Genomic DNA, 16554 nt, shown 5'->3' with positions numbered 1-16554 from the left:
ATGTAGAATTTTATGAGATTGCTTTTCTTTCGTTTTTTTTTTTCATAAAATTGATAGAATTGGAAGGTATCTAACATTTATGGTAATTCTGGTTACAGGTGCTACTGGATTAGTTGGCGGGCATGTAGTTAATTATTTACTTGAACAAACTGATATTTCGGTTAATTCTACTAAGGAAATTATATGTTTAGTTCGAAATCCTTCAAAAGCGTCTGAATTAAAGCAACTTGGTGTTAAAATTGTTCAAGGGGATTTATCTAATACTCATATTTTGAATGAGATTTTTAATGATTACCCTATTAAATATGTGTTTCACATTGCTGCTTGTGTTTCGGTTTATGCTTCATTTGAGGAAATGTTTCAAACCAATGTTATAGGAACGCGTAATCTCTTGGAAGCTTTCAGTCATTCTTCAGCACGCTCATTTATCCACACTTCAAGTATAATTGTATATGATCATCATCATCTTAGGAAACGAAATACTGTTGTGAAATTTACTGAATCATCACCAATTGGTTCAAAGCAAAGGGGGGAAGATATTCCTTATGCTGTTAGCAAGCGAATGGCAGAAGATCTTGTGGTAGAATTCGCAAGGGAGAATCCGGATAAATCTTTTCTCATCACGCGATTAGGACCTATAATTGGGAAAGGAGATCGACAAATGATTCCGTCTCTTGTAAAAGCTTTTGCTTTACCCCTGCCAAAGCTTATCAATAAAGGTTTAGGACAAATTTCACTTACTGCTCCATTAGATGTGGCGCGTGCCCAAGTCTTTTTGGTTAAAAATGGAAGTAGTTATTCGGGTCAAGCATTTAATATTGCAAAAGAACGTTGGAATTTTCGTCAACTATTTAATGTAGTTGCTGAATATTACAATCGACCTCCACCTAAAATTAGTATTCCCTTATGGATATTTCGCTTATTTAAACCATTTCTTCATTTAATCAGGATAATTGGATCAAAATCTGAATTTATTCAAACATTGCTTTCAAGTTCTGCCCTAGAATACATGGAATACTCTTATGAATATGATGCACAAAAATTGAAAAATCTCGGTTTCCAATTCACTACTGATATTAAATCATGCATTTTAAAGGGTTTACAAGCACTTGATCCAGAAAAATTGATGATCAGTAATATCAGAAATAAAAAAACTCATTTGCACTAAGCGAAAAGAGAAAAATTAAGAGATCAAATAAAAATAAAAAAATTTGAAAAAAGGGGTTTGAAAAGGGCAGTTGAAAAAAAGGTGCGAATTAGTTTGAAAAAAAGAATAAATTTAACCTTCATTCTTCAACCTTTTCTACCCACCCAAATATATCGGGTTTTGAACCATATTGTATTCCTGTTAATTCTTCATATAATCGGGTAGCAATAGGACCGACTTTGAAATTATTAATTATATAATTTTCTTCTTTGTAAAAGATGGATCCAACAGGTGCAATGATTGCTGCAGTTCCTAAACCAAACGCCTCTGTTAAGGTCCTATTCTCTATGTCTTCAATAACTTCATCAATCGAAATACGGCGCTCTACTGCTTTTATTCCTATGTGATCACAAATTTCCAAAATGCTTTTTCGAGTTATTCCAGATAAAATTGAACCGTGAAGTGGAGGTGTTACGACTTCTCCATTGATCACAAATGCCATATTCATGGCTCCAACCTCTTCAATGTATTTCCGCTCGCAAGCGTCTAACCAAAGTGTTTGAGAAAAACCTTTCTCCATTGCTTCATCAGTAGATTTTAATGAAGCTGCATAATTTCCTGCCGTTTTCGCTTCTCCCGTTCCTCCCACAGCAGCTCGTACATATTTATCTTCAACCAATATTTTTACTGGTTTAAAACCTTCTTTGAAATAGGGTCCTGAAGGACTTAAAATAATAAACAAAATGTATCGATTTGCTTTATGTAATCCCAAAAATGGCTCAGATGCAATCATACACGGGCGAATATATAAAGAAGTGCCAAGGGTCTTTGGAACCCACCGAGCTTCTAATTTTAATAATTCTTTTAGTGCAGCTAACATGTACTCTATATCTACTTCTGGCATGCACATACGCCGGGCTGATCGATTCAAGCGCTTAAAGTTCTCCCTTGGTCGAAATAATCGCAATCCTTGACTCGTTCGGTAGCATTTAAGGCCTTCCCAGACAATTTGGCCGTAATGAAGACAAGCTGATGCTGGTTCTAATCCGAGAATACTGTATGGTCGAATCTCTGCTGGACCCCAACCGCCTTTTGCTCGATCAAATTCCATATACAACATATGATCGGTAAATATTTGCCCAAAACCCAATTTTGAATCATCGTCTGGCAATTCTTTTAATTCAGTTGCTTTTGTAATTTTTATTTCCATGATTCTCACGCTTGATGTAATATTTGAAAAAGGTATTTGATAGATTACTTACCTTTTTTATGGTAATAAGATATTTGATTTCAAGAATTTATTATTAAAATTGATTTTTTTTAAGCTTATTATTCTAAAAAAAAAGTAAAAAGAAAGCAATATAATATTTTTGTAATTATTGATTAACAGGTTCAATCCATCCAAATGAATCTTCTTTTTCTCCAATTTGGATGCCTGTAATTTCATCAAATAGTAAACGGCTAATTTTTCCCACTTCAAAATTATTTATTAAATATTCTGTACCTTTATAGAAAATCGCGCCTACAGGAGCAATTACTGCTGCAGTTCCCATTCCAAATGCTTCTTTTAACGTGCCATTTTTTACAGCATCAATTATTTCCTCAACACTGATTCTTCGCTCAGTAATAGGAATTCCTCGCTTTTTACAGAATTCAATCACACTACGACGGGTAATTCCAGGCAAGATGGTGCCATCTAATTCGGGTGTTATTATTTCATCATTAATACAAAATGCAATATTCATTGCACCAACTTCACCAATATATTTTCGTTCAATAGCATCTAACCATAAGACTTGAGAATATCCTCTTTTAGCAGCTTCTTGTGCGGCTTTTAAAGATGCAGCATAATTTCCCCCAGTTTTTGAAAAACCAACGCCACCAGGCGCAGCTCGAATGTATTTATCTTCAACCATGATCTTTACTGGTTTAAATCCATCCTTGAAATAAGAACCAACTGGAGATAAAATTATAAAGAAAAGATATTCTTTAGCGGCGTGTACACCTAAAAACGGCTCTGAGGCAATCATAGTTGGGCGAATATATAAGGCGGTTCCTTTTTGAGAAGGTATCCAACGTTCTTCTATTTTTAAAAGTTCCTTTAATGCAGATAAAACATAATCAATGTCAACTTGAGGCATACACATTCTTTCAGCTGAAGTGTTCAAACGTTCAAAATTTAATCGAGGACGAAATAGTTGAATTTTTCCAGATGATGTTTTATATGCTTTCATACCTTCGAAAATTTCTTGAGCATAATGCAATACTGATGCAGCTGGGCTAATTGAAATATCTCCATATGGAATAATTTCTGCATGGCTCCATCCATTTGGTTCAGAATATCGCATTATTAACATATGATCGGTGAAATTTTGTCCAAATGCCAATTTGGAATAATCTTGTGGCACAGTTTTTAGTTGACTCTGCTCCACGTGAGTAATTTTAATATCTAAATTCATGATGATCATCTTCAAAATATAGATAAAAAGGGTAATTTGAATTCAGATATTTCAGAATTTAAATGTTTTGAGAATGCAAAGTATTGGGAGTGGTGAAGCTCATTTTGATAAAAAAGATGAATTAAAATTGATAATAATATCGAAATTCAATTAGGTAAATTGAACCTGGGTATTATAAAATTCAGTAAGATGATTTAAAGAATCCACAAATTCATTAAATTTAATTGGATTTTAAATATCATTTGGATTTGCTAAGAAAGGAATCTCAAAAATCGCAAGTGTGAATAAGTTTATTGAAAAGTATAGATTTGTATATATTCTTAAGAAATAAGGAATCTTTGAATACGATCTTTGGGCATAAGGTGTTCATCACGCAAAATTTCATTTAATGTGCTTTGAAATGCTTGATACTGCTCCAATTCAAATAAATTGTGATATTTTGAATCTGGGAATTGAGAGCGAAATTGTTCTGCAATTTGGTAAAGTAATTCTTGCGTAATTTTCCTATCTGATTTTTGATCTGCAATGCAATAAACAAGAAGTGAATATTTATTTATTGTATATATGTTATATACATATATTCTGAATTTTTTCATGGAAATAATTTCAATTTCATCTTGTAAAACAAAAGTTCCCATCTGATATATTTGACTGATTAGTTGAGATCGGCGTTCTGGGGTTAAAATTTCATGATTTTTACGAATAGGGTGATAAATTTGGTGGTAAACAAGTAATCCATTTTTAACAAATCCAATCTCTAGCACTGTCATTAATAATCATTAAGAAAGAATGAAATAATATTCAAAAATAGTGAGAAAAAAAAAATTTTGGTCTATAAGGTGCAAATTACTGCCCGAGTATTATTTAGGTGAGATAAACTAAAATACATATATAATGACTAGTCCAAAAAAAATTTTGATTATTGATGATGAAAAACCCCTTTTAAAAATCATGGAAAAATTTTCAGAACGTTTAAACTGGACTGCTGTAATTGCAGAAAATGGTAAACAAGGAATAGAATTGTTCATGTCTGCAAATCCAGAATCATTTTCTGGTGTGATTATTGATTACAATCTTCCAAATGAATCTAGCGAACAAATTTTGAGTGATCTTAAAGTGCAAAATCCACAATTAAAGTGCGTACTTACAACTGGTTTTTCTGCTTCAGATATATCAAATAACTTTACAAAAGTAACAGTAGATTATACATTACAAAAGCCGTTTTCTTTAAATGATTTTAAAGAATTGCTTGAAAAATTGTGAAAAATTGTGCACTATTGAAATTTGTGTAAGAATTATTAAAAAATTTATAAAAAGACTTTTTTTACAGTGAATTTCTTAAATATCCATATAGAAATTAACATTCTAATATATAAATTCTAAAAAAGAAATCCTAAGAATGTTATTCATAAAAAGAAAATTTGTAATAATTTTTATATTTTTGATCTATTATTCTTCTGATAAAAATGGTAAAATTAAATCTTTTTGAAGCTGGTGATGGTTTAAATTCTTCTTGGTGGATAAGAATTCGTAGTAATGATTTTGCTTTTCAATATAGTATTAGTGATCAAGAACAAGCAGATGCAGAAGAGGATGATATATTAATTCATAAAGAAATATTGGATGGTGATAGATATCCTACAAAAAGATATCATCTTGTATTAGATGGTGAACTTGCCCAGATCGATGGGAAGGTTGCTCGTGAAATTTTATCTGAAAAAGTGGCAAATTATATAAAAAACCATTCTAAACTACCTTTTCAATGTGAATTTACAAAAGTGGTAAAAACAGGACCAAAAATTAATTTATACTATAATCCTAATGAATCAGACGGATTTAAGCTGACTTTATTGCCAGAGTGGATTTTCGAGAATCATGAAGAAAAATCTATTAAAGAACTTGAAGAATTCTTTAAAAAATTACCCAAAACTCATGATAATTTACTAAGTACTAGTGGTGATCCTACATATTCTGTAGAACCTGTTGAATCTGCAAATATAATAGAACAAGTTGCAACTGAAAGTGGTAAAAATAGTGTTTACATTCGAAATGGAAGAATAACTGAAATTGATTTACGTAAAAGTTATTATATGGGGCATGAAACTATCTTCTATCTTCTTCACATTAAAGGAGGAACTGCTGCTCCTGATAGAAAGCAGACCTCAATTCAAAAAGAATTTGAATTTATTAATGCAAAATGTTCTGAAAGTGTTATGGAGAAAAATGAGTTAAAAGTTGGGGATATGGTGAATTTTTTAGGAAAATTAAAGAATGATAAAAAACTAAAAATAATTCTTCAAAATATACGAAAATTCGAAAAAATAGATAATGCTTCCTAAAATCTTTATAAAATTTACGATAATTGGTATTATCATCATTTTCTTATACCTTACTTTTTTTATCATCGATTTTTGATTTTAGGTAAAATAATCAATATTATTTTTATTTATTCTATCACTTCTTTATAAATAATTAACGAAAAAAGACAAAAACGTATTAAAAATTGTCGTTTTGCAATTTTATATAAAGATCTATTTATGCAATAAAGCTTATAAGTGTGATTTTTCATTATTTGCTTACAATATAACCTAACAGTTATAATGTATATTCGCTTTGAAACAATAATTATTGTCGAGAAGAGGTATTACTATGAAATTAAAAACAAAAATTAGTTTTTTGGTGTTAACCCTTGTTCTCCTTGCACCGCTCACTTCATTTTCCGTTACTGCCATGCAGAAATCATGGGGTATTAATGAAGGTGATGATTTTTATTATACCTTCGGAATTGATGGAAATATTGCACTTCCTGCATCTTTATGGGATTATCTGAGTGAGCAAGCAGCAATGGGATTAAACGATGCGTTTAACGACTCTTACCAAATTGGATGGGCTAATGGATACGAAGAAGGTTATAATTATGGATGGAGTAATGTAACAGCAGATCCTTGGAATCCTTCCAATCCTTATAATGAAACCTACCCTGTAGGTTCTGAGGAAGCTGGACTTCAAGACGGATGGTGGAGTGGATATTGGGATGGTTGGGATGAGCTCTATTATAACAATTCTTACAAGGAAATCTACTATAATAATTATTGGTATGATGATTATTTCGGTAAAGAACCTTTCCCTGGATTTCCACAATCTGAACTCGATGCATTTGATTTACAACAAGTCTATAATGAATTTATGGCGATGCCAAAGATTTTCAATATATGGGTTCATGTCGACCACATGTATGAAGATACATTTGTATATGAATGGGAAAATCCCCAACAAGAATATTATTATGATGTAATTAACGTAACAGTACAAATAAAATTAGCTGTAGATCCTTCATATTTGTCCTTTGAGGACTTTGTTGTTTATTACTTAGATACAATTGTACGTAATTTTATTACATCTGCCTTTAGTGGAACTATCCGCGATAATATAACTGCTGGTCTTGATGATGGATTATCAGAAATTCAATCAGAATTTTCTTCACCTGATTACGATCCTGCTTTAACTAATCGTGGACTTGTATGGGGTACAGGAACAAATACAACCATCAAAAGTGAAGAATTAGGAGAAAAAATTGCTTTTGAAATAATGAATGCATTTGGTTTTAATTTTCATCAGGGTGAATATGATACATATGTTTCAGATTTTCCAGAAGGATATGGCTATTCTGCACCTTTATTCATTCCTGAAGATTTAGATGTTGGTGCTGAGTTGGAAAAAGCAAAGGATTTAGCTAATATTGCTTTGGGACAATCTCATATGATCTTCTTAGGAGGCTTTAATGGTTTGGTTGAGCAATTAGGCTTGACTTTAATCACAAATGAAAAACAAGTATATGCCGCCGGAAATATCCATGATGCAAAATATATGTTTGGAAAAATCTTTGATTTAGGTGGAATGTTGTTCATAGATCAACTTAATGATGAATTTGATTCAGTTGGATTAGGATTTAGTGTTGCAAATGATTCTTTGGATTTATCTGCATTGTTTAACATGAAATGGGATTCTAATGGGATTTTAGATAATTATCATCTTGAACTCCATATAGGAATGAGTGCCGATATATTGAATATGATGGGTGGTGACATTATCTTTGATCTATCTCGAGGTGAACACACTACCTTGAATGCAAACTATGATCCAAATGTATTACCAACTCAAAAGTATTATCCTCCATCTGTATACGGAAATTGGGGTGTAGATGAAGGTCAGACTTATGATTTCACCACAAGTTTTGATATGAACATTGAAATGCCTCAATATTTCTGGGATGAAGTTAATGATGGTTTATGGGATATGATGAACGAAACCTATTATTATGACACAAATTTGAGTTTACCTGTTGATGAGACAGTTGATGCAGAGAATATCTTTCACACTTTCATTACAGAGGTACCAAATGTAATAAATCTCCGATCTAAAATTACCGATATGTTAGGTATTGATGAAGTACAAGATCAATGGGAAGATCAATGGATGGGTGATCATTATGAATCAGTTTATGTTGGAGATGTAGAACATAAATATGATTTCATTGCACAATACTTCTTAGCTAAAACACCTGATGAAAATGTATATGAACCGCTCGGACGACTCTTTAATAATATTTACGAAGGTTTTTATGATGCAGTCGGTGCTAGTTTTCCTGAAACCTATGCTAATTGGGTTCAAGATCACATGGATACAATGTTAGATGATATGCTTGCCGAAAAGATTCCTGATACAAATGTTTCAGTCTTCGATATTGTATCATATTTTGTACCATCCATGTTGAATATTTGGGGTATCAGTTCAAATGATACCAATGTTCCAGAATGGGCAAAAATGTTAGGAATTGTTGATGATTTCTATTTCAACCTTTTGCAAGAGGGAGTTGCTACTCCAAGTTTCTTCTATGTGCCTATTGATTTCAATTTCCAAAGTGTTTATGATTCATTTATGACTTGGGCAGAGACTATGTCTGGTGGTGATTTTACAGAAGATAAGTTTATTGAATTCCTAACAAATATGAGTGTTGATGATTTTTACGTTAATGGAAAAGAAATCTATTTGCGTTGGGATATCGACAATGGAATCGATGATATTTTCTTCCAAACGACCGGATTAGATGATATTTTACGAGATTGGATTACTGAAGTCTATAGTAGTACAAATGTTCAATTCCTTGAAAACACTGTCTTTGGAAAGCTTTTGTTCTGCTGGCGATATGATGATAATGGTGTTTTAGAGAACTTCCACCTTCAAATGGGTGCAGGGATTAAAACTGTTAGTGAAGAATTAAGTTATTCCATTGAATTTGATATTTCTCAAGGTGAATTTAACGGTAAAGATGGACAATTCTTAGGTGAACCACTTATTCACACATATCAACATTGGATGTATCCAGATTTAACTCACACATTAATCATTCCACCTGGTGCTGGTAATGTCATCCATATTGATTCAGATACATATGATGTTCATATTACTTTAGAGGTTTCAGCAATAAATGGTGGAACTCGAATTTCAACCCAAATTTGGGGTGATGATCCAAGCACTTCAGATCTATTTATGTCTGGAACAGGCGTGTTCTTTGCTATTGATGTGGCAGATCCAAGCAATATTGAGCTTCCTTTAACAATAACTGTTGATTTACGTCCAGAATTGCTTGTATTAAATGAATCTGTTTTACAAGAATTATTTACAGTTTACAGTTATGATGAAACTGCAGATGATTGGGTGGAAGAGAGTTTCCCAGTGACATTTGATATGGTTGCTGGAACAGTTCAAATTGAAGTTACTCATCTTTCTGCTTTCGCAGTTGGTGCTAAGGTCTCAAATGGTACTACTGATGATACAGCAACTGATGATACTGCTGCAGGTGATGATAATCCATTTGAAAACATTCCTGGATATTCTACTGGAATATTTTTGATTGCAGCAGTTGCCACAATGGCTTTTGTTCTTAAAAAACGAAGACATTAAGTAATTCGAATGTAGTAATGGGAGAAATTCACTCCCTTTTTTTCTATTATTTCTCTTAATTCTAAATTATTTTAGTAGATTGAACTGAATAAATGTGTAATATATTTTTCAATAATTTCTATGTTTAGTTAATAAAGATATTAAAAAGTAATAGAAAAGGAATGATATTTTCGAAAATTTTCTTCAATTGAGTATTTTACGTTTGATATTTGTGCATATTTTGGTCCGTGGTGTATATATTCAAGCAAATTCTTTATTTCTGATTCAGAACCTTCTGCATAAACCCTAACTGTACCATCTGGTTCATTTTTAACCCAACCTGTGAGATTTAATCTCTGTGCATAATCTCTTGTGCTTCCTCTAAACCAAACACCTTGAACTCTCCCAAAAACTTGAGCATTTAAAACTTTCACAGTAGGTTTTCTTAGCATTATTATCACTCATATTGTTATGAAAAGAGAAGATTGATATGAATGTATTAATAATTGTTATCCTATGAATTTATAAAAGTATTTTCCATCCAGTTGATTGGGTTATAGTATAGCGATCTTGAATCATATTTCTAAGCTTTAAAAATTGTTCTTTGAATTCATAATTTTCTAATTTTTGGATTTCTTGTTCTAGAAAATGCATCATCGAATATCCACGAGAAATTATAACTTTTTCCAAAGTAAATAATTCTTTCTGTGTTTGTGCATTCATATTTTTTTGATTATATAATATTTTTACTTTTTCAATCAAAAGATTTAATGGAGCATGAATATATTGAGAAATAATTTGAGAGTTTAAGTGCTTTCGCTCCCAAAGTCGAGATAGATTTGGAATTTGTGCTTTTTTGGATAAACATGCGAGAATTTCTTCTGTTTCAACATTCTCGAGAATTTCAATTGGTGTTTTTTTCCCAAATGTAATTGGACTTAATTTTTGTAATGATTCTATCGCAGCTTCCTTTATTTTATTGTTTGAATCTAATAGTAAGCAAGTTAATAACCGAGTTGTATCCGCATGTGCCAGATTTCCCAATGTACGCGCAAGTGCCAGCCTCACATTTTGATCGGAATCGTAAACAAAGGATTCTAATAAGGGAATCACAATTTTAGCAGGAAAGAAACACAATTTGTTGATTATGTCTTCACGCTCAAACCATTCTAAATTTGAGATTTTAACTCGATCTTTCAAGTTTTTAATTAAGTCTTTTGATTTAGACTCATCTAATGAAGATAAAATGGATGAAACATTGTCATCTGGATATAAATTTGGAAAAAAAATATGCAATGCTCTAGCACAATTAATTTGAATTACTTCTTCTTGATGAATTAAACCTTTTAATAAAATAGAATGAAATTCTTTCTTTTTTTTCTTAATTGTTAGAAAAGCTCGATAATAAAAGGAAAAATTATTGTCAATTAAGAAATAAATTAAAAACCATTTTAATTTTTCTTGAAAAGGTTCTGAAACGAAAATTCTCCAATTATTTCTTGATATTTCGGTATATTTTAATGAGGGATGTTTCTTTAAAAGTTTAATAATCCTTCTATGAACTTTGTGAGAAGGAAAATAGAGTAATAACAATAAATCATCATCTTTATAATCTTTAGGTTTTAAAAATTTAAGAGTCTGGTTCATAATGGAGATTCCCATTTTTCTAAGACGGAAAAATTCTTTTAACTCCATCCCTATCATCATCATCATCCTTCATTCAGAATTGAAAAAAATACTAATAAATGCATATTTTACAAAATACCTAAAGAATTTCCAATTCCAATAATGATAATGGTGTCTCCTTTAGTTGTTTGATTTCGAATCGTAGTCTTGATATTTCTAATTATTTTTGGAATAGAATTCTTTATTTGATCTGTCATCGGAAAAACTGCTTCTTCCACTGATTCTCTACAAATAATCGCTTCTAACAGAATCGATGGATCTTTTTGAGCAATGTATTCTTCTATTAGAAATTTCTCAATGTTTGCTTTTGTATCTCCTCCAACTACAATTCCCAAACCTTGTGAAATTGTTCCTGATTGTTCCACTTCTAATTTCGCATAAGCATCAATAGATAATATCATAGATATTTTAATTTTTTCTAGGCTTAACTTTTCAACAATTTCTCGAAGAATCATACTGGGATGACCAACTCGAGGCTCTGGACCTTTTGTGCGCAAACAAATCAAAGTTCGTCCTTCAAATTGGATTTCTTGCGAAATATATTCATCATTTAGTGTTTTTTCATTAACATTTCTTTGATTATGTTCTTTTTTTTCAGAAATTTGATTAACTAATTCTTTAATGGAAAGAGGACCTATTGAATCCCCAATAGGATATCCTAATAATAATGAATCAAGTAAAATTCGGTATCTGCGAGCTTTTAACATTGCTTGAGTGATTTCTGATGCAGTTTGAAGAAGATACCAATAACCATTTGTTTTTTCTCCAATGGTAAGATTGTGTTGACCTTTTTTTAAGATAGAATCAATTTCTCGAGTTGCATTTATTAAAGCAATAATAATATATAATGTCAGTTCAGAGATTTTTGGAATAAAACTTTTAATCATTTCTTTAAAGCGATGTTGTTGTTGGATCAATAAAGACGACCAAAGATTATAATTTTCAGTTTTCAATTCTTCCAGTGGAATGGCAAAATAATCTAAAACTTCACTAATAAAATTCTTTATATCATGTTCTGTAACAGTTTCAGAAGTAAGTGGTTCAATAAGTTTTATTAGCTGCTTAATTCCATACTTTCGCCATTGCTCTAAATCTTTCAGCGATCGACGAATTTGACGCGAAGCACGAAATACTTGCCAATTTTGGCCGAAAAAAAGAATTAAAAGAATCAAAATTATAAATAAACTGGATAATAAATTATAAATGGTCTCGATTAAAGTCATGATATATTCCCGAACAAAATTTCCTTATTAATAATGCTACCTAATTTTAAGATATCTATTGTTAAAAAAGTTCACAGCATTTTTTCAATGAAACTTATTCGCACTATATTTGGGGGAAAAAAATGAAAGAATTTCCTTATAATCATATTGGCTTGGGTGGTAGTTTTGATCATCTACATGAGGGGCATAAGTATTTACTAAAAACAGCATTTAAACTAGGAAAAATGGTTCACATTGCTTTAACTACTGAAGAATTAATTAGTTCAAAACGCTTTAAAGATCAATTTGAGTCATATTCAGCTCGCTCTACCCATTTAAAAGCATTTATAACTCAAGAACTTGGAGTATCAAAAAAACGTTTTTCTATTATTCCATTACAAGATCCTCTTGGTCCTGCAATTACTTTTAAGGAATTAGAAGTCCATGTAAGTAGTATGGAAACATATTCCACGGCTATAAAAATAAATGAAATTAGAATTAAAAATGGATTGACTCCCTTAATTTTGGTAATTATACCGTTGATTCGCACTTCTTCTGGAAAAAAAATTAGTTCAACTCGAATTCGTGAAACTCTTGCACAATCATCTGAACAAAATTTGGAAAAAATTCATTAACTTTTGATAAATTTCATTAAACATTAAAATAAGAATATACCTAACGGCGAGAAGATCATGACTCCCAATTCACAAAAACCCACTTTAAAAATGGAGTATCTTCCAGTTCTTCAAGAATTGCAGAAGATAAAGAGTCCTATAGAAGCTAGAGAATTAAGCCGAAAGCTCCATTTGGGATATGAAAAACTCATGTCTGGAGCAATCTATTCCTTACAAGAACAAAAATTGGCTAAATTCACAGAGCGCGAAGAAGTATTACTATATCTTACAGAAGAAGGAAAAGAGTATGTAAAAAAAGGTTTACCCGAAAGACAAATATTTACTCTTTTCCAAGAAAAAGGTTATAAAGAAATAAAAGTTACAGATTTTGCAAAAAGTGTTGAAAAGGAGTTGGGATTTAACAAAAAATTATTCTTTATTGGATTATCACATATGAAAAAAAACAAATGGGTAGTAACTTCCAAGGCGACAGGAGAAGAAACGATATTTATATATAATGAAGATGCACCCAAATCTTCCTTGGAAGAAATATTGCAAATCTATGGTGACAATCAAGTTATCCCTCTTTCAGCTATCGCCAAACCATTACAAGAATATCTTCCACAATTATTAAAGAGAAAACTAATTACTCGAGAAAAAGTTACTATTCGAATGGTTGAATTAACTCCTGCAGGATATGCTATTAGTCCAAATGATATTAACCTTATTGAAGAAGAAATCCAAATGATATCTTCTGAAATGATTAAATCAGGGGAATGGAAAGAATCTATTGACAAATTAAAAAAGTATGATGTGGAAATTGAAGGTCCGAAAATCTATGCTGGGAAATATCATCCAATGACAATAATCAAAAATCAAGTTCGAGAAGTTTTTCACTCTATGGGTTTTCAAGAAATTCAAGGACCTATTATTGAATTGGCTTTTTATAATTTTGATTCCCTTTATCAACCTCAAGATCATCCAGCCAGAGAAATGCATGATACTTTTTATCTCAAGCATCCTAAAACGGGAAAATTACCAAAAAAATCCTATGTTGAAACAATAAGGTCTATTCATGAAAATGGCGGTGATACTGGTTCTACTGGGTGGAGATATAGGTGGTCTTCTGAAATTGCCAAAAAATTATTGTTAAGAACTCATACAACTGCAACTACTTTAAGATATCTGGCTAAAGTTGGATTAGAGAAACCTCAATTGCCAATTAAAGTATTTTGTATTGATCGTGTTTTCAGAAATGAAAAAGTAGATCGGACCCATCTCGCAGAATTACAACAAATAGATGGTATCATAATTGGCGAAAATGTCACACTAAGCGATTTGATTGGACAGATAACCGAATTTTATAAAAGAATGGGTTTCAAAAAAGTAATCACCAGACCTGGATTCTTTCCCTATACAGAACCTTCCATGGAAGTATCTGTGTATAGCGAAGAATTAGGTGCATGGTTAGAAATGGGCGGTTCTGGAATATTTAGACCTGAGGTGACCTATGCTTGGGGGATTAAACATCCAGTACGCGTTCTTGCATGGGGTTTGGGTCTTGAACGATTAGCCATGTTGAAATTAAAGCGAGATGACATACGTGATTTATATCAGAGTAAAATTTCTTGGTTAAGGGAGGTATCTTATTAAAATGCCTACAATTGAGCTGAAAATTGATCAGTTATCAGAATTACTTGGTAAAAAAGTGAAATATGAAACATTGCAATATGATTTACAATGGATTTCCTTAGACATTGATGATTATGATCCAGAAAACAAGACAATAAAAGTTGAATTTAATCCAAATAGGCCTGATTTTTCCAGTCCTCAAGGAATTATAAGACCACTCAAAGGATATTATGGATTAGAAAAAGGATTAATTAAATATCACGTAAAAAAAGGTAAGGAATACTTTAAAGTAAGTGCTAAAGTAAAGGAAATCCGTCCATTTGTAGTATCTGGATTAGTCCGATTTGATTTTTCTCTTTCTGAAGAGCAAGTTATCACCTTAATGCGAATGCAAGAAATTCTTCATTGGGCTGTTGGCAGAGATAGAAAGAAGGTTGCTATTGGAATTCATGATTATGAAGCAGTAAAAGGACCATATATTTACACCACAGTTAAACCAGATGAGATTAAATTTCGTCCTTTACATTTAGAAGCATATGAATTGACACCCCAAGAAATTCTTGAGGAACACCCAATGGGTATCCAGTATGCACATCTTTTAGAAGGATTCTCTGAATACCCCATGATATTTGATGCAGAGGGGAAAGTTGTATCTTTTCCTCCTATAATTAACGGCACATATACAACAGTAACTCCAAATAAAACGAAGATTTTACTATTAGATTTAACAGGAACAGATGAAAAGGCTGTTAATGTCGCGTTAAATATTTTGGCTACCACATTTGCTGATATGGGAGGAAAATTAGAATCCGTCAAGGTAATTTATGAAGATGAGCCTGATAATGGAATTTGGACTCCCAATTTAGCTCCAAATAACTGGATTGCTCATGTTGATTATATTAATTCATATATTGGTTTAAAACTCACTGCTGAAGAAATGGTTGATTGTCTTCATAAAGTTCGTTTAGATGCAATCATAAAGGATTCAAATACGTTAAATATTCAAGTTCCTGCCTATCGTAATGATATAATGCATGAAGTCGATCTTGTCGAAGAAGTTGCTATGGGTTATGGATATCAAAACTTAACACCAACACTGAATATGGAAGGTTTCGGCAAATATCATCCAGCAATGAAGTTAGCTCAAAATGTTAGGGAAATTATGATAGGGGCAGGATGTATTGAAATGGTTAATAATATTCTAATTTCAAATAAAGATAATGAAAAAATGGGGTTAAAATTAAAGCAAACGGAGCAAATAATCCTTGCGAATCCTGTTTCAAATGAATATGATTCCGTTAGACGTTTTTTAAGACCTAGTTTACTAAAAAATATTCAATTTAATCGATCTGAAGAAAAACCTTTCCGTATTTTTGAGGTAGGTGATGTAATTGTTCATGATAAAACTCAAGAAACTCTATCACGCAGAGAATTGCATTTGGCAGTAATGGTGCATTCAGACTCTAGTGATTTTTCAGAGATTCGGAGTATTTTCGATTATTTTGCCCGCACCTTTGGTATTTTTAAAGAATTATCAATCAAAGCAGATGAGGATCCTACATATATTCCTGGAAGAATGGGTTCAATATATTATAAAAAGAAAAAAATAGGTTCTATTGGAGAAGTCCACCCTCAAGTGGTCCTCAATTTTGGGTTAGAATATCCAACTGCTACTTTTGAGATAAATCTAATGCCTTTTATTGATTAAAAAAAAATGTGAATATTATTTTTTTATTTTATTACATTTTGATGAATTATTAAAACGAAGGATCTCCTAATTCACACCACTTTTTTAATCTTTTTCACATATTTTTCTCACACTATGAGTTTTAATATAGGAGATTTACGTATCATTGTATTTAAGAAATTTG

Annotated in this window: 13 protein-coding genes; 7 read left to right on the top strand and 6 right to left on the bottom strand. The window is 31.6% G+C overall.

Annotation, left to right across the window (positions count from 1 at the left end; genetic code table 11):
- The first annotated feature begins 79 nt into the window (after positions 1 to 79).
- Positions 80 to 1168 carry an NAD-dependent epimerase/dehydratase family protein gene (locus tag ACXLDF_RS14260; RefSeq protein WP_457559213.1) on the top strand — a complete coding sequence of 363 codons (1089 nt, stop codon included), beginning with the start codon at positions 80 to 82 and terminating at the stop codon, positions 1166 to 1168.
- 118 nt (positions 1169 to 1286) lie between these two features.
- Here ACXLDF_RS14260 and ACXLDF_RS14255 read toward each other — a convergent pair whose 3' ends face one another.
- The 3 genes from ACXLDF_RS14255 to ACXLDF_RS14245 all read right to left on the bottom strand — a co-directional run bounded on the left by ACXLDF_RS14255 (position 1287) and on the right by ACXLDF_RS14245 (position 4376).
- Positions 1287 to 2357, bottom strand: coding sequence for a branched-chain amino acid aminotransferase (locus ACXLDF_RS14255; protein WP_457559212.1), 1071 nt, complete (start codon positions 2355 to 2357; stop codon positions 1287 to 1289).
- 166 nt (positions 2358 to 2523) lie between these two features.
- Positions 2524 to 3606, bottom strand: a complete 1083-nt coding sequence (locus ACXLDF_RS14250; protein WP_457559211.1) for a branched-chain amino acid aminotransferase — start codon at positions 3604 to 3606, stop codon at positions 2524 to 2526.
- A gap of 320 nt (positions 3607 to 3926) precedes the next feature.
- Positions 3927 to 4376 (bottom strand): hypothetical protein, encoded by a 450-nt coding sequence (locus ACXLDF_RS14245; RefSeq protein WP_457559210.1) that lies wholly within the window; start codon positions 4374 to 4376, stop codon positions 3927 to 3929.
- A gap of 124 nt (positions 4377 to 4500) precedes the next feature.
- Between ACXLDF_RS14245 and ACXLDF_RS14240 the strand changes: the two genes are divergently transcribed.
- The 3 genes from ACXLDF_RS14240 (at position 4501) to ACXLDF_RS14230 (ending at position 9570) form a co-directional block, all read left to right on the top strand.
- Entirely contained in the window at positions 4501 to 4869 is a 369-nt protein-coding gene (locus ACXLDF_RS14240; RefSeq protein WP_457559209.1) for a response regulator, read from the top strand.
- Positions 4870 to 5072: 203 nt separating this feature from the next.
- The gene (locus ACXLDF_RS14235) at positions 5073 to 5945 is read left to right on the top strand and encodes a hypothetical protein (protein ID WP_457559208.1); all 873 of its coding nucleotides are present in this window, start codon (positions 5073 to 5075) and stop codon (positions 5943 to 5945) included.
- Positions 5946 to 6255: 310 nt separating this feature from the next.
- Complete coding sequence (locus ACXLDF_RS14230) at positions 6256 to 9570, top strand: hypothetical protein (protein ID WP_457559207.1); 3315 nt, start codon at positions 6256 to 6258, stop codon at positions 9568 to 9570.
- 140 nt (positions 9571 to 9710) lie between these two features.
- Here ACXLDF_RS14230 and ACXLDF_RS14225 read toward each other — a convergent pair whose 3' ends face one another.
- The 3 genes from ACXLDF_RS14225 to ACXLDF_RS14215 form a co-directional block, all read right to left on the bottom strand.
- A complete protein-coding gene (locus ACXLDF_RS14225; protein ID WP_457559206.1) occupies positions 9711 to 10001 on the bottom strand; it encodes an acylphosphatase in 291 nt (96 codons plus the stop codon).
- A 70-nt stretch (positions 10002 to 10071) separates the two neighbouring features.
- Positions 10072 to 11196, bottom strand: coding sequence for a HEAT repeat domain-containing protein (locus ACXLDF_RS14220; protein WP_457559205.1), 1125 nt, complete (start codon positions 11194 to 11196; stop codon positions 10072 to 10074).
- 107 nt (positions 11197 to 11303) lie between these two features.
- The gene (locus ACXLDF_RS14215) at positions 11304 to 12458 is read right to left on the bottom strand and encodes a DUF1512 family protein (protein WP_457559204.1); all 1155 of its coding nucleotides are present in this window, start codon (positions 12456 to 12458) and stop codon (positions 11304 to 11306) included.
- A gap of 122 nt (positions 12459 to 12580) precedes the next feature.
- On the opposite strand from ACXLDF_RS14215, the gene ACXLDF_RS14210 reads away from it, so the two are divergent.
- Genes ACXLDF_RS14210 through pheT form a run of 3 tightly spaced genes read left to right on the top strand, consistent with a single transcriptional unit; the run spans position 12581 to position 16391 of the window.
- Positions 12581 to 13072 (top strand): pantetheine-phosphate adenylyltransferase, encoded by a 492-nt coding sequence (locus ACXLDF_RS14210; RefSeq protein WP_457559203.1) that lies wholly within the window; start codon positions 12581 to 12583, stop codon positions 13070 to 13072.
- Between the two features lie 57 nt (positions 13073 to 13129).
- On the top strand, positions 13130 to 14704 hold the full coding sequence (pheS, locus tag ACXLDF_RS14205) for a phenylalanine--tRNA ligase subunit alpha (RefSeq protein ID WP_457559202.1): 1575 nt from the start codon (positions 13130 to 13132) through the stop codon (positions 14702 to 14704).
- A gap of 1 nt (position 14705) precedes the next feature.
- On the top strand, positions 14706 to 16391 hold the full coding sequence (gene pheT, locus ACXLDF_RS14200) for a phenylalanine--tRNA ligase subunit beta (protein ID WP_457559201.1): 1686 nt from the start codon (positions 14706 to 14708) through the stop codon (positions 16389 to 16391).
- Positions 16392 to 16554 lie beyond the last annotated feature (163 nt).

Source organism: Candidatus Harpocratesius sp. (assembly GCF_054039255.1).
Note: the sequence above shows the minus strand (reverse complement) of the source record. Positions and strands in the feature narration are given on the sequence as shown.

Coding starts and splice junctions, on each gene's coding strand:
- ACXLDF_RS14260 (WP_457559213.1), top strand. CDS start 80: ATGGTAATTCTGGTTACAGGTGCTACTGGATTAGTTGGCGGGCATGTA.
- pheT (WP_457559201.1), top strand. CDS start 14,706: ATGCCTACAATTGAGCTGAAAATTGATCAGTTATCAGAATTACTTGGT.
- ACXLDF_RS14240 (WP_457559209.1), top strand. CDS start 4,501: ATGACTAGTCCAAAAAAAATTTTGATTATTGATGATGAAAAACCCCTT.
- ACXLDF_RS14220 (WP_457559205.1), bottom strand. CDS start 11,196: ATGAACCAGACTCTTAAATTTTTAAAACCTAAAGATTATAAAGATGAT.
- ACXLDF_RS14255 (WP_457559212.1), bottom strand. CDS start 2,357: ATGGAAATAAAAATTACAAAAGCAACTGAATTAAAAGAATTGCCAGAC.
- ACXLDF_RS14245 (WP_457559210.1), bottom strand. CDS start 4,376: ATGACAGTGCTAGAGATTGGATTTGTTAAAAATGGATTACTTGTTTAC.
- ACXLDF_RS14215 (WP_457559204.1), bottom strand. CDS start 12,458: ATGACTTTAATCGAGACCATTTATAATTTATTATCCAGTTTATTTATA.
- ACXLDF_RS14225 (WP_457559206.1), bottom strand. CDS start 10,001: ATGCTAAGAAAACCTACTGTGAAAGTTTTAAATGCTCAAGTTTTTGGG.
- ACXLDF_RS14235 (WP_457559208.1), top strand. CDS start 5,073: ATGGTAAAATTAAATCTTTTTGAAGCTGGTGATGGTTTAAATTCTTCT.
- ACXLDF_RS14230 (WP_457559207.1), top strand. CDS start 6,256: ATGAAATTAAAAACAAAAATTAGTTTTTTGGTGTTAACCCTTGTTCTC.
- ACXLDF_RS14250 (WP_457559211.1), bottom strand. CDS start 3,606: ATGAATTTAGATATTAAAATTACTCACGTGGAGCAGAGTCAACTAAAA.
- pheS (WP_457559202.1), top strand. CDS start 13,130: ATGACTCCCAATTCACAAAAACCCACTTTAAAAATGGAGTATCTTCCA.
- ACXLDF_RS14210 (WP_457559203.1), top strand. CDS start 12,581: ATGAAAGAATTTCCTTATAATCATATTGGCTTGGGTGGTAGTTTTGAT.